This is a genomic window from Saccharibacillus sacchari DSM 19268, assembly GCF_000585395.1.
Lineage (GTDB): Bacteria > Bacillota > Bacilli > Paenibacillales > Paenibacillaceae > Saccharibacillus > Saccharibacillus sacchari.
Window position 1 is genome coordinate 1,003,302 of the sequence record NZ_KK073875.1, and the last position, 18,020, is coordinate 1,021,321.

Consider the following 18,020-nt stretch of genomic DNA (forward strand, 5'->3'; position numbering starts at 1 on the left):
CATTATTCGATTTTATAACGAACTTCCCACCTACAAAGGAGACGATAAACATGACTCAAAACAAGATGCAGGCTATTCAGGTAGACCGCTACGGAGACGCTGACGTTCTGGAATTGCGCGAAACCAATCGCCCTCAGCCGCAGGAAAATGAAGTGCTCGTACGTATCGCCTTCGCCGCCATGATCCCGCTGGATTGGAAAATTCGCAACGGTTGGCTGGAACAGGTCTTCCCGATCGCTTTCCCTTATATTCCGGGCTTCAACGCCTCGGGAATCGTCGAAGCGGTCGGCTCGAAAGTCGCGACGCTGCAACCCGGCGACCGGGTATTCGGCGAACTTCGCGGCTCGTATGCCCAATATGCGGTTGCCAAAGAAGACGCGCTCGTCAAATTGCCTGATTCGATCTCGCTCGAAGACGCTGCCGCGATCAAAGCCGGAGCCGATTCCGCCTGGAAAGCGCTGTTCCTCGAAGGCGATCTGCAAAGCGGGCAAAGAGTTCTCGTCCATGCCGCCGCGGGCGGAGTCGGTCAATTCGCGGTACAGCTCGCCAAATGGAAAGGAGCGACCGTGATCGGCACGGCTTCGGCGGATAACCTGGAGTTCGTCAAATCGATCGGCGCGGATGTGGTCATTGACTATCGCAGCGAAGACTTTTCCCAGCTTGTAAAAGAGGTTGATCTGGTGGTCGATACGGTCGGCGGGGATACGGAGCAGCGTTCGTGGGGCGTTCTGAAACGAGGCGGCATTCTGGTCTCCCTCGTCGGCGATCCGGATGCGGAGCAAGCCGCCGCGCACGGGGTGAGGGCGAAGTTCAATACCGTGTTTGCCACGCGCGAGCATCTGCTTCAGATTGTCGATCTGCTTGTGGACGGCACACTGAAGATGGAAACAGGACATGTGTATCCATTGAGCGAGGCGGGAGAAGCGCAGCGCTTCAGCGAACAGCGTCGCGGACGCGGGCGGATTCTGTTGAATCCTGAAGCTTGATTAGGCTTGCGATGCAACAATGAGCCAACTGTTTGGCTGGAACAAGCTTGAAGTAGAAGGTATGATAGAAGCAGCAGTACCCAAATTACACAAGGGAGTACAATGCCTGCGTTTAACGTTGGATTTCCTTATGCAGATCGGGTAGAAACGAGGACGATACGATGAACGACGAACACAATCAATCACCTGACTCTCTTCCCAATCACCAAGGGGAGAAGTCGCAAGATTCAGATACCACGAACCTTTCCTCTCCTCCCCCTCCCCGAGAATTCAGCGCCGGCGAGCAGTACCCGGTCAGCTTCGCGATCTTCGCCATGGCGCGTTCTCATAAAGGCTTGACCGCTCAACTGCTGCGCGAGATCGGTCTTTTTCCCGGACAGGAGATCCTGTTATTCCAGCTCTGGGATCGGGATGCTCAATCGCAAAACAGTCTGGGACGCGCGCTGAGACTGGATCATTCCACCGTGGCCAAGTCCGTCAAAAGGCTGGAAGAAGCCGGGTTGGTATCGCGTTCGCGCTCACCGGAAGACGGCCGCGTCACGCTGGTGTCGCTAACGGATGCGGGACGTGCGTTGGAGCAGCGCGTGACGGAGGTCTGGCAGCACGTGGAGCAGGCGACGACGGAAGGGTTTACCGAAGAGGAAATGGCCACGTTGACACGGTTGTCGTTGAAAGCGGCGGCGAACGCCGATAAGCATTTGAAATGACGGGTTGAATGGATATTCAATCAAGGAGGTTCATTATGAGCATAAGGAGAAAAGGGACGGTTTTTGCGGTTTTGTTGGTCTCTCTGTTTTTGCCGGTCAGTCAAGCTGACGCACCGATGCCTATTGCCTCTCCTGCCGCTTCCGAGGCCAATACGGTCATCGGTATGCCTTCGACGTCAGCGGAACATGCGCTTGACGGGACGATCCGCGACGTTTTGCCGAACGAAGATGCAGACAATGCGGTAAAAGGGATCGAAATCCAGCTTTCCGCGCGCGAGATGATGGAAGGGCATAGCACCCAATCGTATGCGCGTCCGCTGTACAAGTTCGATCCGGTAGATATTGGCTTTTTGGAGCAAGGGATTTAGAAGCAGTTCGGACATGGAAAAGAGACCTTATCGAGGTGATGAAGGTCTCTTTGTTGATGGATTCAAATGGGCTTCTGGATCATTTCTCCCCCAGCGCCTTATCCACCGCATAATCCTCTAAAGGCAAATCCGTCTCCTGTCCCAGCGCAAGCTTCGCCAACTGACTGCCGAGGAACGGTCCCATCGTCAGGCCGGACGCGCCCAGGCCGTTGGCGGTGATCAGTCCTTCCCAGCCCGGAACGCGTCCGATCACCGGCAAAAACCCCGGCGTGAACGGACGGAAGCCGACGCGGACCTCCTCTACTTCTCCGTCTGCCAGACCGGGCGCAAGCGCCAGTCCTTTGTCCAGCACCTCGTGCATGCCGCCCGCCGTCACGCGCATGTCACTCAGCTCCACCCCGTTCTCGTGCGTTGCGCCGACGACCATTTTCCCGTCATCGAACGCCAGCAAATACTGATCGGTCGGCGGGATCACGACAGGCCAACGGCCGCTGTCCGGCTGACTCGGAATGCCGAGATGCAAGATCTGCCCTTTCTGATACGTCACTTGGAAATCCAGCCCCAGAGGCCGCAGCAGCTCGCCGGACCAGGCGCCCGCGCATACAACGACTTCGTCCGCAGGCAGGAACTCGCCGCTTACGTCCACCCCCGTTACCCGTCCTTCCGACGTCTCGAGCCTCGCCTGCCCTTCCTTCACTTTCGCGCCATTACGCACGGCTGCCGACACCATCGCATCCCGCAGCGCACGCCCGTCCACCCGAGCCGCTCCGTTGACCTGAACCGCCAGATAGCCTTCGTTCAATAGCGGGAAAAGCTCTCGGACTTGCGCCTCGTCCAGCACCGTAATCTCCCCGATCTCCGGCGCGTCTTCCCTGCGTTTCTCTGCGCGTTCGCGCATCTGCTCGATCTTCACCGGGTCCGTATGCAGACTCAGCGCGCCGACCCGGGCATATCCGGTATCATGCTCGCCTTCCGCGCGCAGGCGCTCCGTCAACTCGGCGTAGTACCTTGCTCCCGCCTTGGCGAGCCGATACCAGGCCTGATTGCGGCGCTGCGACAGCCACGGGCAAATAATCCCGGCCGCCGCGTCCGTCGCGCGTCCGGGATGCTCGGCGTCGATCAGGGTCAAGTCCGCGTCCGAGCGAGATAGATGGTAAGCCGCCGAAGCGCCGAGAATCCCGGAGCCGACGACGATAACTTTTTTCATGACATATAATTCCTTTCCGCGGGTAAAAATAAGTTCTTTGGCTGTCCGTTCAGCCTTTCCATAACTATTATACCGGGCGGCGGGTTCATCTTTATAGAAAAAGAAAAAATGCGTTGAGCACATTCACGCAAAAAGGGGTTAACCATGTTATTTGAAATTTTTCCGGATTTGAATCCGCTGCTTATGATCCTCGTGATCGCTCCGATCTTAGCCGTGGCGCTGGTATTGATCGGTAAACGATTGAAACTGCATGCCGGTTGGAGCGTGGCGGCGAGTTTGTTTATTCCGCTGCTTTTTATCTGGACGGATTGGTCGACGCTGAAAGCGAATATGGATAGTTGGGTGATTTACGGCGCGGCTTATGGGGCGATTGCTTGGGTGGTCGGTTGGGTGTTGAAGGGAAGGCAAGTACGAGCGTGAACGGGAAAAGAGGATTGAGCCATGAAGCGATCGAAAAAGCCGTGGATTATGTTGTTGGTCGTTGTGTCGCTGTATAGCGGTGTGGAATTCTTGGTCTTTGTGACCGGACATGTAGGCACGTTCAATACGGTTCGGCGCATGGCAGCGGCTGCTCCGGCAGTGGAGTGGCACGGCGCGCGACTGGCGTATGTCGGTACGGAACACCTTTCAAATACCGATCGGGTCGCGTTGAGCCATGCGGAAAACGATTCGGCAATCATGCTTTATAAGATCGCCTACTACCCGGAAAACCCGCCGTATGTGTTTGTGCACCAAAAGGATGAGAAATATTTCAAGTACCGGATTCCGCGGGCAGCTTGGTCGATGTGAGAGGAGTACGAGTGAGATGAGAAAGTATCCTTTTATCTATTCGCTGCTTATCCTGCTGCTTGCGACCGGATGCGTGCCAGAAGGCCAAACCGCAACATCAGCAAGCTTCGCGCAAGAAAAAGCGGTCGTTTTTGAAGGAAAAATGTATGCAAGTTCGGATGAACCCGTTACCGACGTCGGAGATCAGATTGGCGTCATCGATCACCAGATCACCCAAGAAAGCGAAGAAGAACATACGCAAGGGAATTATTCCAATTATTATCCGGCAGGAACGAAAGTCTATGAGGTGAAAAGGAAACCGGTGTCGGAAGGAATTGCTTTGGAGATCGGGGAGCGCGAGTATGTGGAGGTGAAGATATTTCCTGCTGAATAAGAAGCTGGTCATTTCAAAATCCGCGATCGAGATGATCCCACAGCACGCGTATCGAGGCAAGGCGTTGGTTGTACAGCGTCCTTTTCCATTGCATATGCCTATTACCTCTCATCCCTGGGTCCACCGTAACATTTTGTTGCAGATATCGTATTGCTAAGTACCTAAATTAGGTATCTGCTCCTACACTGGAGATGTATCCTCAATTTTTTACATATTACCGCTTATTTCGTATTCCGCACGCCTGCCTCAACTTTTCCTCATTTCCTACGCAAGCCCGGCTTTCCACACCTACCTAAAGGAGCGCTACATTATGGCAACGACATCCGGTTCCGCGCAAGACATCCTGACTCAACCGCTCACGCTGCAACAGATTCACGACATTCAGGAAAACAATCGCATTGCCGCCGTTCTTCCGGTAAGCTTGCAGGATGTTTCCGATCTCTCTCCCGAAGAACTGGCCGACCATCTTTCGATTCAATTGACGGACAGCGATCTGCTGACCGACGTGCAGTTCGAACGCGTCGGCGTGCAGGACGAAAACACCGTGCTCATGAAAGTGTCGGGAGACGTCACGATACTGCTGGAGACGCTGGAGCTGTTCTCCGAGCATGCGGACGAGGAAGACGAAGAAGAGGACGAAGACAAGGAATAGCAGGTTACGGTTGAAAAAGATGCAGCGTTCGCTTCGGGAGTTTCGAGGCGGGCGCTTTTTGACGTGGAAAGCGGTACGGAACCGCAGGAGGTTTATTTGATTTCCGTGCGTTCCAACCACAGACCGTTCAGACTTTCGAGATTTTGTTCTTTTAAAAAGGATTCTGTCGCTGCTTCCGCCTGTTGCATACGCTCGACCCAAAGCGAATCCCGGAAACGGTACACGCCGCTTCCGGTGCTGTCAAATCGGTCGGGAATATCAAAAGCCTCCTGCCATAACGCATTCAATTCCGCAAAGTTTTCAATGACGCCCAAGTCTTTTTCGCTCAGCGGCCCGATCTTTTCTTCGCCTGCGAAGCTGGTTATTTTCAGAGCCGTGATCGAGATGATCCCGTACGGATACTCCCGCTGCTCGCGCTTGAAATGGACGGCTGTGCGTTTATATTTTTCCCAGAGTTCGGCAAGTTTCTGGTTAGTTACAACGATGCGAATCCGCTGATTTTCATCCAATGTACGGGTCCGCAATATCTCTTCGTAAACGAGCCGATTATCGTTGATCGATTGGATCATGTTAGAAAAGTCCATTTGCATCTCGTAGTCGATATAGCTTCGGTAGGTTCGGTTGGAAGCATACAGCATGACCGTCGAGATCAGCAGAATGAGCGAAAGGAGTCCGAGGACGGCTGTTTTTTTGTGTGTCCGGATACGTTTGAGCAGGGTTCAGCACTCCTTTCGCCGCAGCTTACTGACAATGAGATCAAGGATGGAAGTTCTTGCGCTCTTCCCGCTCCCGCTTGAACACGACCGTTTCTTCTTTCCCTCCGCCCATGATCTTAACTTCGAAGTCGAGACCATTCAACGTTTGCGGCGGGATATTTTCGATGTCTATCTCGACTTCTTTGCCGATCTCGCCTTCGAGCGCTTGTTCCGAATCCTCAAAGTAAAGCTTGGCCGGGCTGCCTTCGTAGGCTTCCGCATTTTCGTTAAGTACGATTCGAAGCGTAGAACCTTCCGGCGCGGGCTTTGCGGATTCGACAGTTTTCAATTCGATCTCAAAGCTGTCGGACGTGCCGGTGTAAAAGGAACGATAATACGTTTCCGCTCCGGGAGGGGCGCAGGCGGTTAACGATAGGGTCAGTAAAATAAATAAGATGAATAGAATTTTGATTTTGGACATACGATCACCCTGGCATTTGACGTAAGAGAGAAACGAGGTTCCGCTCTGCTAGCTGTTTTGGCTGTAGGGTCAGGTTGTCGGATTAGGATGGGTGTTTTTACACCTTCTATAATTAGAACGTTCGATTCCTATGAAAAATTAGGACTCCTATCGAAAAACCTGAAGCTGCGCCGAAACACTGCTCCAGGTTTGGTTATGTGCTTATACGTTTATGAATCGCTTTTACGTTTCCGTCCTGTGAAAGCCGCGAATACTACGATATATACCAGAACAAAAGCATAAAAATTACGGTTTATCATATGCAAAAAGCCGGAGTCAGAACCGGGATCGATCCAGGTCAACATAAAAGCACCTGCTATAAGCCCCATATTTTCTTTCGCGTGATAATCGACTCCGTGACGCAGAGCCCGATATATGACCAACGCAAGAACGACGATCAACATGATACTAACAAAATAATCCATAAACCCCTCCCATGCAGGCCATTATAGGTGAAGCGTTTCGATTTGTAAAATTGGGAAGAAGACGGACAATTACTTTAAGTATCGAGTTCTTATAGCAGCGTAGATGATGTGTCTAGCCTCTTCCCCATTTCCATAATAGAATAGGAATATAGATGCAGAACAAGCACAACCTATCCTAAGCTGCATAACGGAGGCATTCATGAAAAAACATATTCACGTAGTTGGAGCAGTCATCATCGAAAATGAAAAAATCCTTTGCGCGCAGCGCGGGAATACGAAAACCCTATCTTACAAATGGGAGTTCCCCGGCGGAAAGATCGAAGAAGGCGAGACGCCGCAAGAAGCTCTAAAACGCGAGATCGACGAAGAAATGAATTGTACGGTGGAGATCGGCAAGTTCATCGAAACAACCGTGCACGAATACGAATTCGGCTTTGTTCATCTGTCCACGTTCTATTGTACGTTGATCGACGGACAACCTACGCTGACCGAACATGTCGATATCAAATGGCTAGCCGCTTCCGAGCTGATGACGCTGGACTGGGCTCCTGCGGATATCCCGGCCGTAGAGAAAATCCAGGAGCAGATGAAGAACTAATGGACAACTCGATGCAGCATTTGAACGACTCCCTGAATTGGGGATTCATCAATCATGAACAAGAATCGTTGGATCAATATAAACCTAAGCTGCTGATTAACAATAAAGAAACGGGCGATCACGTCCTTACGCCTTTGCTCGAAGAGCTTCAGCAATGCCAGAGCTTTACGTTCTCCGTAGCTTTTATCACGGAGAGCGGCCTGGCCGTATTAAAGTCTCAACTTGCGGATCTTAACGCCAAAGGCATTCGCGGCAAAATTCTGACCTCTAACTACTTAAACTTCAACCAGCCTAAGATTTTCCGAGAGCTGCTGAAGATTACAAATGTGGAAGTCCGCATTACTTATCTCGACGGCTTCCATGCAAAGGGCTATGTATTCCAACATCCGAACCATTCCACAATCATCATGGGAAGCTCAAACCTGACGTCGGCTGCTTTGAAAACAAACTATGAATGGAACGTGAAGCTAACTTCTTTCGAACACGGTGGATTATTGGGGCAGTTCCATACCGAGTTCGACAAAGCCTGGCAAACAGCGACCCCGCTCACTCCGTATTGGATCGAGGCTTATGAAGTTCTGTATGAAGAAGTTAAAAAAGCAAACGAGCAGATTCAGATTCCCGTTCCTTTCTTGCCGGAAGTCGCGGTCCCTTACAACACGCTTCGACGAATCGAACCCAACAAAATGCAAGTTCAGGCTTTGCAGAATCTCGGCGCATTAAGAGACAGCGGAGCCCGCAGAGGCTTGGTGATCTCGGCGACGGGAACCGGAAAAACGTATCTGTCTGCTTTTGATGTCAGAAACGCCGCTCCGCGTCGAATGCTTTTTATCGTCCACAGAGAGCAAATTCTTAAAAAGGCGATGAGCGATTATCAGAAAATCATCGGCGGACCGGATTCGGACTTCGGCATTTTCTCCGGTAATCGTCGGGAAACGGAAGCTAAATACGTATTCGCCACGATCCAGACCATATCCCGAGCAGACAATCTAAGTCACTTTGCCGCCGATGCTTTTGATTACATCTTGATCGACGAAGTACATAGATCGGGCGCAGATACCTACTTGAGAGTGATCAACCATTTTGAACCCAAGTTCCTGCTCGGCATGACGGCTACGCCTGAACGTACGGATGAATTCAACATCTATGAATTGTTCGATTACAATATCGCGTACGAGATCCGGCTGCAACAAGCTTTGGAAGAAGATATGCTGTGTCCGTTCCATTACTTCGGCGTGACGGATTTTATTCAAAACGGCGAACTGATCGACGATCCGACTCGTTTGACCCAGCTCGCTCAAGAAGAACGCGTGAACTATTTGCTGGAGAAAATCGTCTACTACGGGCATTCCGGAGAAACGGTTAAAGGTCTGATCTTCTGCGCGAACTTGAACGAAGCCGGCGGTTTATCCGATATGCTCAACGCTCGCGGTTATCGTACGGCAGCATTAACAGGCGACCACGATCAAGACGAACGCGAACTTCGGGTGACGCAGTTGGAAAACGGAGAGCTTGACTATATTCTTACCGTGGACATTTTCAACGAGGGAATCGATATTCCTTGCATCAACCAAGTAGTCATGCTGCGCCAAACGCAATCCAACATCATCTTCGTGCAGCAGCTCGGCCGCGGATTACGTAAGCATGAAGATAAAGAGTTCGTTACGGTGATCGACTTCATCGGAAACTACAAAAACAACTATATGATCCCGATCGCCCTCTCCGGAGACAAGTCGCAGAACAAAGATAATATTCGGCGCCATATGAAAGACACCAGCTACATCAAAGGCGTCTCTTCGATCAACTTCGAAGAAGTCGCCAAGCAACAAATTTTCAAATCGATCAGCAATAGCAACCTGACGGCACTTAAGGTGCTGCGCGAAGCATATATTGAGCTCAAAAATCGATTAAACCGTATTCCGCTGCTGCTGGATTTCATGGAGAATAACTCGCTCGACCCGTTGATCTTCGCCGACGAGTTCTCAAGTTATTATCATTTCTTATTGAAGATCAAGGAGCCGGTTCCGAGTTTATCCGAGCAGGATCAACAGTACTTGACGATGCTTTCTTCGGAAGTGCTGAACGGCAAGCGCCGACATGAGATTGTATTGCTGGACATGCTCATGAAGCAAGATCACGTGACCAAACAAGAATACGTCGAACGTCTTCGAGCAGAGAACTGCCGGGTAGGCGTAGACACGCTGCATTCGGTCATGCGCGTTCTGAGTATGGAATTCTTCACCGATCCGACGCGAAAAAAGTACGGTACCACGCCGATAGTCGAGCTGAATGACGATCAAAGGTATAGCTTCCATCCCGTGATGAAAGAAGCGTTGCAGCAACGAGAACACTTCAGAGAGCTTATCGTAGACCTGATCCAAACGGCCTTTTCCAAAAACGAACAGTATGACGGCCAAGCTCCTATGACTTTGCATAACAAATATTCTCGTAAAGACTCCTGCAAGCTGCTGAATTGGGAAAACGACGAGAGTTCGACGATGTACGGGTATAAGACCAAACACGGAACATGCCCGATCTTCGTGACCTACGAGAAACATTCCGATATCGAAGCCAGTACCAAGTACCAGGAAGAACTGATCAATCCGGAAGTCCTAAAGTGGTCGACCCGTAGCCGGCGTACGACGATGTCTCCGGAAGTTCGGATGATTCTGGATGCCGATCAGGAAGGAATCGAGCTGCATGTCTTCGTGAAGAAGGATGATGCGGAGGGTACGGAGTTTTACTACCTGGGCAGAGCGCATTATGACGGGAAAAGCGCCGTAGATAGCACTATGTCGGATAAAGATGGCAATTCAATTCCCGTTGTGCATATGAATTTGGTGTTGGAGAATGCGGTGGAGAGTAAGTTGTATGGGTATTTGGTTCGGAGTTAAATACTTTATTTAAGTAGTTGATAAGGAGATAAAAAAAGATGAAAGATAAAGTAAAAGGTATATTCATTGGGCTCGCAATCGGTACATTGTTAACAGGAGCTACTGCGGCTGCGGCTGGAACAAATATAAACGTTGTAATCAAAAAGCTTACTATGTACGTAGATGGTACAAAAAAGACCTCAGCTAACAGCCTCATTTACAATGGAACTACCTACGTGCCAATCCGCAGTACGGCTACTGCAATCGGAAAGTCTGTTTCCTTACACGACAACAATTTGTATATCGGGAAGCAACCCACTGCTCTGACAGAAGATCAGGCGCTTGATAAGTTGTATAACAAAATCAAAAAAGATGCTGACCGCTATAAGCTTCATTTTATGTTGGAAGAAGAAAACTCTGAAAGTTATTCAATAAGAGCCTTTGAAGATATGGATACTCATATCGCTACATACGGTTTCTATACCATCTACAAATATAGCGGTAAAATTACTAAGTTAGATATTGTCAGCGGAAAAGAAATAGAAATTTAGTTAGTCACAATGAATAAAAATATCTTAACTCAATCATTATAAAAGCAACTTACAAATAGCCAAGAGAATTGTCTAAACCATTCTCTTGGCTATTTCTTTAAATGCTATTGCTTCTTCCATCTTTGTAATTTTTCTAATATGTCTCCTCGTGCGATTACGTCTCCTGTAATCATCGCAATGTATTCTATTTCTTTAGCATCATAAAGAGTTAATTTAAATTTAAATTCTCGATCAGTAGTACCATACTCGTCTAGATTTAATCGAATAGGATCCGAGGATTCAAAACGTACGAATAGTTCCCCTACTGTCTCATGTGCAGGCAAGAGAGAAATTTGAAAATCTCCTCCTACATCTTCTTTCATTCCACATACCATATGCCTTGAAAGCTTGTTTCCTTCCAGGTCAAACACTGTCAGGCTTCCCGCTATGATAGTGACCGGTTTTTTTGTGTAATTGCTAATACGTACTTCTATAGACGCACAGCCTAACCTTTCAACTCGAGCAAATAAAAGATCATTGCGAAACGCTACTTCTACTTGTTCTTTACCTTCATAGATCAAATCCAAATCTCTTCGTTGAAGTCGGCTATTATGGCTTCCTTTTCTGATCCAAGAGTCTCCTACTTGAAGATAAGTCGCTTTTTTCTGAGAAGTAGCTTCTCCTTCCTTATGAAAAATGGCTTTATTTTTCTTGACTACATAAGGTCTATCCGTATTGCCAAAGATTTTGAATATGCCATATGCCTTACCTTTAAGTTCATATTTGAAATATTCAAATGCAATATCAGGCTCTACATAGCTACTTAATATAACAGCATACTCTGCCGAATCTCTAAATTCTTCAGGTGTAATTCCTATAAAATCTTTCCCTTCTTTCCGATCCTTTATTCCAATAATGATATATTTATCTTCGTCAGAAATTACATTGGCCATTGCTATTACATCTTTTATAAAATCTATGGTTTTATCTGGTGAATACTGTGTTTGCTTATAATCCAAGCATTCCCCTTCATGTCCATAAAGAATTAAATCATCTAATTCATTCATATATTCACCTCGTTAAGATTCGAAAATTCAAAAAACATAAGAAGCGTTAGCCTCTTATGTTTTTTAAATCATTTTTCATGTACCCGCCGCTCAAAATGCACATGCAGCCGATACTCGCAAACTTCCCGCGTCCAGCGATAGAGCAGCCCTTTATCTTCCTCCGCTACATCAAACGCCAACCGGAACTTTCCATCTACAAACTCCACCTGACTGCCTTTCGCCCCTGCCCACTTGCTCATCGGCATACCCGCGATCAGCTTCGCCACTTTGGTTCGCGTCTGCTCGCTCCAGTTCCACATCGCTTTCGCTTCTTTGCCCGAGAAGTCGATCCGTTTGCGGTATTCCTTCTCCGTCAAATATTCATGGAAAAAGGATGCTGCTTCCTCAGCCGCCACCGGATCGGTCCAACGCTCCGCGCCGCGCTCCAGCATATAGGCAAGCACGACCATTTTGTAGCTTCTCGCCATCGCTGTTTTTTCCGCGTCGATTAGCCAGGCTTCATACCGCTGGTATACCCGTTGCTCCCGTTCATCCAACAATCCGGCCCAGTTCAAGAACCCGACATACGAACCGAATTCATCCCGATAGCCTTTGCTCACTGACCGTCCCTGCAAATGCAGCTCCAAGTAAGTCGGTATACGCCCTAGCTCGCTTTTGACATCCAGAAAATCGCGGTGCAGCTTCTCCCGGTACGGCGCGCGTTTGCGGCTCAGTTCTTCCAACAGATTGACGACCGCCGTTTCCAGTTGGATCGAGCAGCTTTCCGGCACGGTCGGGATACCGGTCGGCCGTTCCTTTTTCCCGCCTTCGTCCTCGTCCCCGTGTTCCGCAAACAACCGCAGCTTTACGTCCGCATTCCGGTAGTTGCCGATCAGGTCGATAATGACGCAGTGCGACTTTCCTTCCGCCAAACGCAGCCCGCGCCCCACCTGCTGCGTGAACACGGTCAGCGACTCGGTCGGCCGGACAAATAGCAGCGTATCCACGCTCGGAATATCCGTGCCTTCGTTGAACAGGTCCACCGTGAACAGCACGTCCATTTCTCCCGCATCCAACCGACGAATCGCTTCTTCCCGGCTCATTTCCTTCGTGCGCGAGTGCAAGCTCAGCGTACGGCTGCTTCGAATGCGGAAGTAGTCCGACAAATAATCCGCCTGCTGGATCGACGAGCAAAACGCGATCGTACGCGTCTGCCGTCTGTCAATCCAAGCTTCGTACACGCGCTCCGCATACTCTTCCCGAAGCTGCGCCGCAAGCAGCTGCTCCTCGTCGTAATGCGTGCCCAGCCAGCGAATGTCGGAATAGTCCGTCTCATCATGCACACCGTAATACTGGAAAGGCGCCAGCCATTCCCGCCGAATCGCCTCGATAAAATGTATCCGGTACGCCACGTTCCCGCCGCACAATGCATATACGTCCTGCCCGTCCATCCGGTCCGGCGTCGCCGTGATGCCCAGCATGAAATGCGGCCGGAAATAGTCGAGCACCGACCGATACGATCTCGCCGCCGCATGATGGAACTCGTCGATAACGATCAGGTCGAAATCATCCGGGGAAAAGGCTTCGCGATGCTTTTTCATCCCCAGCGTATAAATAGAAGCAAATACGCAGTCGCTTTGGCTGTCTTTGCTCTGCCCATTGTACAGACCATGGCTTCGCTCCGGAAGCACATGCCGAAACGAACGCGCCGCCTGCTGAAGAATCTCCTCGCGGTGAGCGACGAACAGCACTCTTCGATACCGTTTCGCCAAAAAAGCGGCCAGATACGTTTTGCCTAGCCCGGTCGCCATGACCACCATTGCGCGGTCGTATTCTTCCTCGATCGTCGCGTCCAGCGCATCCAGCGCCATGGCCTGAGCCGGTCTGGGCTGGATGGTGGTGTCCGTGCTTTTTTCTTCCGCCGGCGCTTCAATCTGCGTCTCCCTAACGTCCGCTTCGGCTTCCTCCATCTGGATCACCTGACGCTGCAATTCGGGATTTTTTCGGTGATTGAGCAGGTACTCTTCTTCGTACAGCGTGATCGTATCCTCTGTCAGCGGCAGCGTAGCGTCATGATACAGACTCTCCATGAACTGATCCATCGCGTTCTGGAACGTATACGGCTCCGCCTGCGCGTTCATCGCCAGATTCCATTCATACCCCGTCTTCAACGCCGAAAACGAAAAATTGGAAGAGCCGACGATCAGCAGCCCTTCCCCGTTTTCATAGTCAAAGAGGTAAGCTTTGGGGTGAAAAGACGTCCCCATGCTCCGCCACAACCGCGCTTCCAGCCGATTGTCGATCGACAGCAGTTTGCGCAGCCCTTCCGGCTGAGTGATGTACAGATAGTCCCCCGCCAGCATCTTCACCTCGGCCCCGCGATCTAGCGCCTTTTTCAAATGCGGAGCCAGCAGATTAACGCCAGACTGCATGAGAAAAGACGTCATGATGTAGATCCCTGTCGCATGCTGCATCCCCGCAATAAGCTCATCCCCCAGGTTGCGGGTGATGAGCTTGACGTTAAGATTCGTGGACATCGATCAGGTAGATCCGCTGGTCGAAACCGCCGCGCTGGGCGGCTTTATCGGCACGGATCTGCTCTAACTGCTCGGGGTCTGCGCCGTGAGTAGCTGCGAGTGCGCGGATCACTTCGAGCATATCGGCGAGTTCTTCCAGCGCGTCAGCGTCGGAGGAAGCGGCGAAGTATTCGGTGGCTTCCTCGCGCAGCTTGGAGCGGAGTTCTATCGCATATTCGGCTTCGTCCAATATGCGGGTGGCAGTGGATTTTCCGGTGGATGCGATGATGTTTGGGATGAGATTACGGATTAGTTTGTTATAAGTTTTCATTTTAACCTTCTTTCATTGTACTTTTAGTGTTCCAAGAAAGATTTCCTCTTAGCTCTGGAGTATTATTTAAATATAAAAAAGGTGATTCTCTGGCTTCAATAAGATCTTTTTGCTTACTCCTGAAACGTTGAGTTCCTATCATAATAAAACAACAGGAAATCGCTCTGGTTACGCCTACATAAAAAAGGTTCAAAGACTGAGTATAATCTTCCTTTGTAACATGATCACCTTCAAATGGAAAAATCCATCTATAAAGATCCAGCAAAAAAACACATTTAAACTCTAAGCCTTTCGATTTATGTAACGTCATTATATTAATTTGTTCTTTACTAGCTGGCTTAAAACTGTTTAGTTTACTTTTATCACTTAAAATATTTATTAATTCCAAAAAAACTTTTTCATCTTTATGATTAGGGTGAATTAGCTCAGCAAATTTTTTGAAGATATTAGCGTTAAATGACAAGTTTTCCTCTTCTAATTCATAAATTTGAGTCAATAAATCAAGTGCTTTATAAAATCTCCTTTGTTCATATTCTTCATTAACATACACACTCACAAAGTCCAGCTTTGTAGAAGAACCTGACTTGTATGAGAAAAAATTAGACAATAAGTCATTGAAGAGAACTCCCCAATAAGAATTACTATGATCTAATGGTGTTTCAATAAATAGCTTGTTAGGAATATTTAAAAAGAAAGATGCTCTTCTGACGCTTTCATTTCCTCGACACAAAATGGCAAAGTCGCTATTATTCTCTAATCCAAGTCTATTTTTAATCAGCTCTATCTTAGATTCTATGGCACCCATAATAGCTTCGTCGTCTCCTAAAATATTAACTTTAAATACACGTGTTTGTTCTAATGGCTTTAGGTCAGGCACACCCATTAATGCTAATGAATAATTTGCTATACTCTCATGGCACCTATAATTCTTACTCATTCTTAAGTGGGTAAATCTTTTATCTGAGAGAAGTGCAAACAAATATTTCGAATATCGTTTACTAAAACCATAAATGGCCTGATCCAAATCACCTACAGCAATACCTGTAAGCCCTGAATCAACGATTTTTAAAAATATGTCATGTTGAATTTGACCACAATCTTGATATTCGTCTATAAAAACATGAGAATATTTTGATTTTAAATAGAGCATTGCTTCTGGAACGTTACTCAAAATATACATTGCTGTTTCACCGCATAACTCTAAATAAATTTCACCCTTTAACAAGGACTTTTCAAGTAGCTCATCTTTATTCAAAAATTCCTTCTTCTCTTTTAAATATTTGTAGATTGCATCATCTTCTAAGCCTTCTATTACTTCTAGCTCCACGACTTTACCAAGTAAAATTTTAGAAAAAGGAACTATGATCTCTGATATGTAAAATTTATCTATAGTCCCATAGAAATTATTTTTATTATTGATACCTTTCCTTTCGCATCTAGTCTTTAACTCTTCACTAGCCTTTTTAGTAAAAGAAATTGCTATTACTCCCTGATAGTCAAATAAATTTTTAGATATACGATTTATTTTTTCAACTATGGTAAAGGTTTTCCCGCTCCCTGGCTTTGCAGTCACTACTATATTATCATCTAGTTGTACTATTTTTTGCTGATCTGGACTAGGTTGTACAATCTTCGACACTTTCTCTCACAACCTTTTCAGCTAAATTTTTGACCTCCGTTAAAGGCTGAGTGATAGCATCATTTTTTAATACTTCTAAACTATCAAAGTTATCATTTAAATAAGAAAGCATATTTTCAGCTTTAGCTTTTTTCATTTTTTTAATCACCTTATCTCTCATGGTTGTACCATAAAATTCAGATAATGAAGAAAACAATATACTATTGGCAAGATCTTCTTCGAGATCTACTTTTGACAAAAAAATATTTTGTGTTTCCGCTTCTTTTTTCACATTATCCAATAATAAAAGAGTTTCTTTAGGTATTTCATTTTCTTTATTCCATTCATTTTGGTCTTTATTAAGATTCCAATATTCTAAGAGTTTTGGATTTGAATCTTTTAATAGTTCTTCATAAATCCCCATCACTCTTGAAACCCCAGCATAATACAGCAGATCCAAGGTAACTTCCTTAGATATTTTTTTAGTTTTCGAAAATATATCGTTATCTGTTCTAAAAACAAATGGGATATCTAGAGCAAGGCAAATTTTAATGTATGGTTTAAATCCAATACCATCAACTGGAATTATAGAGATATTCAAACGATCAAGGTCAATATCCAGTTTTTTAGATAAAGCTGTATAAAAAAGTTTTTCTGAAGGACCTTCTACTAACAATACAGCGTTCACAAAAAATACATCCGCAGTAATTGCATTCAGCCTATACCCAAAGTCATTAAAATCTATTTTTATTCTTTCACTACAACCTCCTTGAGCAACTTTTGTTTTTCTATTTTTAGAATACAATTTAACAATTTTATCCGGACGAAATTCAGAAGCAATATGTGGTGAGTGTGTTGTAATAAATATTTGATCTTCGAAATTACTTAGTAAGTAACTCGATAGTTTTTTTTGTTGATGGGGATGCAAATGTGCTTCTGGTTCTTCGATTGCAAAAAAAGTTACCTTCTCTATCGTTCTTCTTGTTTTCTGTTTAGCAACCCAAGTAGCAAGGAATATTTGATTACTTCTTCCGTCTCCTCCAAGAGTTAATTCTTCACCATCTGCTGCATAAACAAGTTCTAAGTTTTCTAAAAGTTTAGTCGTATTAGAGCTTGCATTTTTAAAACTCAACTTTTGCCCTTCATTATGAATAGCAAGTCCTTCTAACTCACTATTTACATTCTCTAAAGATTTTTTAACATAATTCAAATTATCAACTTTAGAATTTATAGTTTTAAGATTTTCTTTAAGATCATTTATTACACGCTCATCATCCGCTTTTAAGTCATCTATCAGGCTAATCTTAGCATCATCAAGAATCTGATTTTTCTCACGCTTCATAAAAGAAGATAAATTTCGATTAGTATTAACATACTCCATGTTAAGACGCTTTAAATAAAACCTAGAATTCTTGTTTTCCAGAACATCTTCTGCATGACCTGAGAGGAAAGTATGTTCACCATTTTTAGTGTTTTGGTACTGGATGTACACATTACCCTCTTTCAAGTCCCCTTTAAAAACACTTCTCAAGCAATCTTCCACTACATTTGTTAACTTTACAGTAATTTCTATTTCATCTGTTTTGGCATATACATTATAATCTCCATCTGATAGTTCTAAGTCTCTATCACTTAAGCTTCTATCAAACAAAATACGCAGAGCGTAAATCAAATTTGTTTTACCAACATCATTAGCACCAATTATAAGAGTTTGATTTGCCAGATTTATGCAACAATCATCAAAGTTCCTGAAGCCTTTTATTTTAATCCACTCAATCAACACTGT

Annotated in this window: 19 protein-coding genes; 10 read left to right on the forward strand and 9 right to left on the reverse strand. The window is 46.7% G+C overall.

Going from position 1 to position 18,020, the window contains the following annotated elements:
- Positions 1 to 50 precede the first annotated feature (50 nt).
- The 3 genes from SACSAC_RS04425 (at position 51) to SACSAC_RS04435 (ending at position 2,061) form a co-directional block, all read left to right on the forward strand.
- Positions 51 to 986 (forward strand): NADP-dependent oxidoreductase, encoded by a 936-nt coding sequence (locus SACSAC_RS04425; RefSeq protein WP_051506860.1) that lies wholly within the window; start codon positions 51 to 53, stop codon positions 984 to 986.
- A 161-nt stretch (positions 987 to 1,147) separates the two neighbouring features.
- Positions 1,148 to 1,693 carry a MarR family winged helix-turn-helix transcriptional regulator gene (locus SACSAC_RS04430; protein WP_084777904.1) on the forward strand — a complete coding sequence of 182 codons (546 nt, stop codon included), beginning with the start codon at positions 1,148 to 1,150 and terminating at the stop codon, positions 1,691 to 1,693.
- 35 nt (positions 1,694 to 1,728) lie between these two features.
- Positions 1,729 to 2,061 carry a hypothetical protein gene (locus tag SACSAC_RS04435; protein ID WP_037283862.1) on the forward strand — a complete coding sequence of 111 codons (333 nt, stop codon included), beginning with the start codon at positions 1,729 to 1,731 and terminating at the stop codon, positions 2,059 to 2,061.
- 79 nt (positions 2,062 to 2,140) lie between these two features.
- Here the strand turns inward: SACSAC_RS04435 and SACSAC_RS04440 are convergent, their stop codons facing one another.
- Entirely contained in the window at positions 2,141 to 3,268 is a 1,128-nt protein-coding gene (locus tag SACSAC_RS04440; RefSeq protein WP_037283864.1) for an NAD(P)/FAD-dependent oxidoreductase, read from the reverse strand.
- A 144-nt stretch (positions 3,269 to 3,412) separates the two neighbouring features.
- On the opposite strand from SACSAC_RS04440, the gene SACSAC_RS04445 reads away from it, so the two are divergent.
- From SACSAC_RS04445 to SACSAC_RS04460, 4 genes are all read left to right on the forward strand, one after another.
- Positions 3,413 to 3,688 carry a hypothetical protein gene (locus SACSAC_RS04445; RefSeq protein WP_037283866.1) on the forward strand — a complete coding sequence of 92 codons (276 nt, stop codon included), beginning with the start codon at positions 3,413 to 3,415 and terminating at the stop codon, positions 3,686 to 3,688.
- 21 nt (positions 3,689 to 3,709) lie between these two features.
- Complete coding sequence (locus SACSAC_RS04450; protein WP_037283867.1) at positions 3,710 to 4,057, forward strand: hypothetical protein; 348 nt, start codon at positions 3,710 to 3,712, stop codon at positions 4,055 to 4,057.
- Positions 4,058 to 4,073: 16 nt separating this feature from the next.
- Complete coding sequence (locus SACSAC_RS04455; RefSeq protein WP_037283868.1) at positions 4,074 to 4,430, forward strand: hypothetical protein; 357 nt, start codon at positions 4,074 to 4,076, stop codon at positions 4,428 to 4,430.
- Positions 4,431 to 4,740: 310 nt separating this feature from the next.
- Positions 4,741 to 5,082 carry a hypothetical protein gene (locus SACSAC_RS04460; RefSeq protein WP_037283869.1) on the forward strand — a complete coding sequence of 114 codons (342 nt, stop codon included), beginning with the start codon at positions 4,741 to 4,743 and terminating at the stop codon, positions 5,080 to 5,082.
- Between the two features lie 92 nt (positions 5,083 to 5,174).
- Here SACSAC_RS04460 and SACSAC_RS04465 read toward each other — a convergent pair whose 3' ends face one another.
- The 3 genes from SACSAC_RS04465 to SACSAC_RS04475 all read right to left on the reverse strand — a co-directional run bounded on the left by SACSAC_RS04465 (position 5,175) and on the right by SACSAC_RS04475 (position 6,722).
- Positions 5,175 to 5,666, reverse strand: coding sequence for a hypothetical protein (locus tag SACSAC_RS04465; RefSeq protein ID WP_156950943.1), 492 nt, complete (start codon positions 5,664 to 5,666; stop codon positions 5,175 to 5,177).
- 172 nt (positions 5,667 to 5,838) lie between these two features.
- A complete protein-coding gene (locus SACSAC_RS04470; protein ID WP_037283876.1) occupies positions 5,839 to 6,258 on the reverse strand; it encodes a hypothetical protein in 420 nt (139 codons plus the stop codon).
- Positions 6,259 to 6,467: 209 nt separating this feature from the next.
- Complete coding sequence (locus SACSAC_RS04475) at positions 6,468 to 6,722, reverse strand: hypothetical protein (RefSeq protein ID WP_037283878.1); 255 nt, start codon at positions 6,720 to 6,722, stop codon at positions 6,468 to 6,470.
- 199 nt (positions 6,723 to 6,921) lie between these two features.
- Here SACSAC_RS04475 and SACSAC_RS04480 point away from each other — a divergent pair, with 199 nt between their 5' ends.
- Genes SACSAC_RS04480 through SACSAC_RS04490 form a run of 3 tightly spaced genes read left to right on the forward strand, consistent with a single transcriptional unit; the run spans position 6,922 to position 10,744 of the window.
- A complete protein-coding gene (locus tag SACSAC_RS04480) occupies positions 6,922 to 7,320 on the forward strand; it encodes a (deoxy)nucleoside triphosphate pyrophosphohydrolase (protein WP_037283880.1) in 399 nt (132 codons plus the stop codon).
- Positions 7,320 to 10,214, forward strand: a complete 2,895-nt coding sequence (locus tag SACSAC_RS04485; protein ID WP_037283881.1) for a DEAD/DEAH box helicase — start codon at positions 7,320 to 7,322, stop codon at positions 10,212 to 10,214. The genes SACSAC_RS04480 and SACSAC_RS04485 overlap by 1 nt, the downstream gene beginning before the upstream one ends.
- 38 nt (positions 10,215 to 10,252) lie before the next feature.
- Positions 10,253 to 10,744 (forward strand): stalk domain-containing protein, encoded by a 492-nt coding sequence (locus SACSAC_RS04490; RefSeq protein ID WP_037283882.1) that lies wholly within the window; start codon positions 10,253 to 10,255, stop codon positions 10,742 to 10,744.
- Between the two features lie 104 nt (positions 10,745 to 10,848).
- Here SACSAC_RS04490 and SACSAC_RS26780 read toward each other — a convergent pair whose 3' ends face one another.
- The 5 genes from SACSAC_RS26780 to SACSAC_RS04520 all read right to left on the reverse strand — a co-directional run bounded on the left by SACSAC_RS26780 (position 10,849) and on the right by SACSAC_RS04520 (position 18,017).
- Positions 10,849 to 11,790, reverse strand: a complete 942-nt coding sequence (locus tag SACSAC_RS26780; protein WP_051506861.1) for an AlbA family DNA-binding domain-containing protein — start codon at positions 11,788 to 11,790, stop codon at positions 10,849 to 10,851.
- Between the two features lie 68 nt (positions 11,791 to 11,858).
- The gene (locus SACSAC_RS04505; RefSeq protein WP_037283883.1) at positions 11,859 to 14,306 is read right to left on the reverse strand and encodes a DEAD/DEAH box helicase family protein; all 2,448 of its coding nucleotides are present in this window, start codon (positions 14,304 to 14,306) and stop codon (positions 11,859 to 11,861) included.
- Positions 14,290 to 14,616, reverse strand: a complete 327-nt coding sequence (locus SACSAC_RS04510; protein ID WP_037283886.1) for a nucleoside triphosphate pyrophosphohydrolase — start codon at positions 14,614 to 14,616, stop codon at positions 14,290 to 14,292. Before SACSAC_RS04510 ends, SACSAC_RS04505 begins: the two co-directional genes overlap by 17 nt.
- Before the next feature lies 1 nt (position 14,617).
- On the reverse strand, positions 14,618 to 16,255 hold the full coding sequence (locus SACSAC_RS04515; RefSeq protein WP_037283888.1) for a UvrD-helicase domain-containing protein: 1,638 nt from the start codon (positions 16,253 to 16,255) through the stop codon (positions 14,618 to 14,620).
- Positions 16,233 to 18,017 (reverse strand): ATP-dependent nuclease, encoded by a 1,785-nt coding sequence (locus SACSAC_RS04520; RefSeq protein ID WP_037283890.1) that lies wholly within the window; start codon positions 18,015 to 18,017, stop codon positions 16,233 to 16,235. Before SACSAC_RS04520 ends, SACSAC_RS04515 begins: the two co-directional genes overlap by 23 nt.
- Positions 18,018 to 18,020 lie beyond the last annotated feature (3 nt).

Excerpts from the sequence above, each read along its gene's own strand:
- SACSAC_RS04425 (WP_051506860.1), top strand. The coding sequence starts at position 51 with ATGACTCAAAACAAGATGCAGGCTATTCAGGTAGACCGCTACGGAGAC.
- SACSAC_RS04430 (WP_084777904.1), top strand. The coding sequence starts at position 1,148 with ATGAACGACGAACACAATCAATCACCTGACTCTCTTCCCAATCACCAA.
- SACSAC_RS04435 (WP_037283862.1), top strand. The coding sequence starts at position 1,729 with ATGAGCATAAGGAGAAAAGGGACGGTTTTTGCGGTTTTGTTGGTCTCT.
- SACSAC_RS04440 (WP_037283864.1), bottom strand. The coding sequence starts at position 3,268 with ATGAAAAAAGTTATCGTCGTCGGCTCCGGGATTCTCGGCGCTTCGGCG.
- SACSAC_RS04445 (WP_037283866.1), top strand. The coding sequence starts at position 3,413 with ATGTTATTTGAAATTTTTCCGGATTTGAATCCGCTGCTTATGATCCTC.
- SACSAC_RS04450 (WP_037283867.1), top strand. The coding sequence starts at position 3,710 with ATGAAGCGATCGAAAAAGCCGTGGATTATGTTGTTGGTCGTTGTGTCG.
- SACSAC_RS04455 (WP_037283868.1), top strand. The coding sequence starts at position 4,074 with ATGAGAAAGTATCCTTTTATCTATTCGCTGCTTATCCTGCTGCTTGCG.
- SACSAC_RS04460 (WP_037283869.1), top strand. The coding sequence starts at position 4,741 with ATGGCAACGACATCCGGTTCCGCGCAAGACATCCTGACTCAACCGCTC.
- SACSAC_RS04465 (WP_156950943.1), bottom strand. The coding sequence starts at position 5,666 with ATGGACTTTTCTAACATGATCCAATCGATCAACGATAATCGGCTCGTT.
- SACSAC_RS04470 (WP_037283876.1), bottom strand. The coding sequence starts at position 6,258 with ATGTCCAAAATCAAAATTCTATTCATCTTATTTATTTTACTGACCCTA.
- SACSAC_RS04475 (WP_037283878.1), bottom strand. The coding sequence starts at position 6,722 with ATGGATTATTTTGTTAGTATCATGTTGATCGTCGTTCTTGCGTTGGTC.
- SACSAC_RS04480 (WP_037283880.1), top strand. The coding sequence starts at position 6,922 with ATGAAAAAACATATTCACGTAGTTGGAGCAGTCATCATCGAAAATGAA.
- SACSAC_RS04485 (WP_037283881.1), top strand. The coding sequence starts at position 7,320 with ATGGACAACTCGATGCAGCATTTGAACGACTCCCTGAATTGGGGATTC.
- SACSAC_RS04490 (WP_037283882.1), top strand. The coding sequence starts at position 10,253 with ATGAAAGATAAAGTAAAAGGTATATTCATTGGGCTCGCAATCGGTACA.
- SACSAC_RS26780 (WP_051506861.1), bottom strand. The coding sequence starts at position 11,790 with ATGAATGAATTAGATGATTTAATTCTTTATGGACATGAAGGGGAATGC.
- SACSAC_RS04505 (WP_037283883.1), bottom strand. The coding sequence starts at position 14,306 with ATGTCCACGAATCTTAACGTCAAGCTCATCACCCGCAACCTGGGGGAT.
- SACSAC_RS04510 (WP_037283886.1), bottom strand. The coding sequence starts at position 14,616 with ATGAAAACTTATAACAAACTAATCCGTAATCTCATCCCAAACATCATC.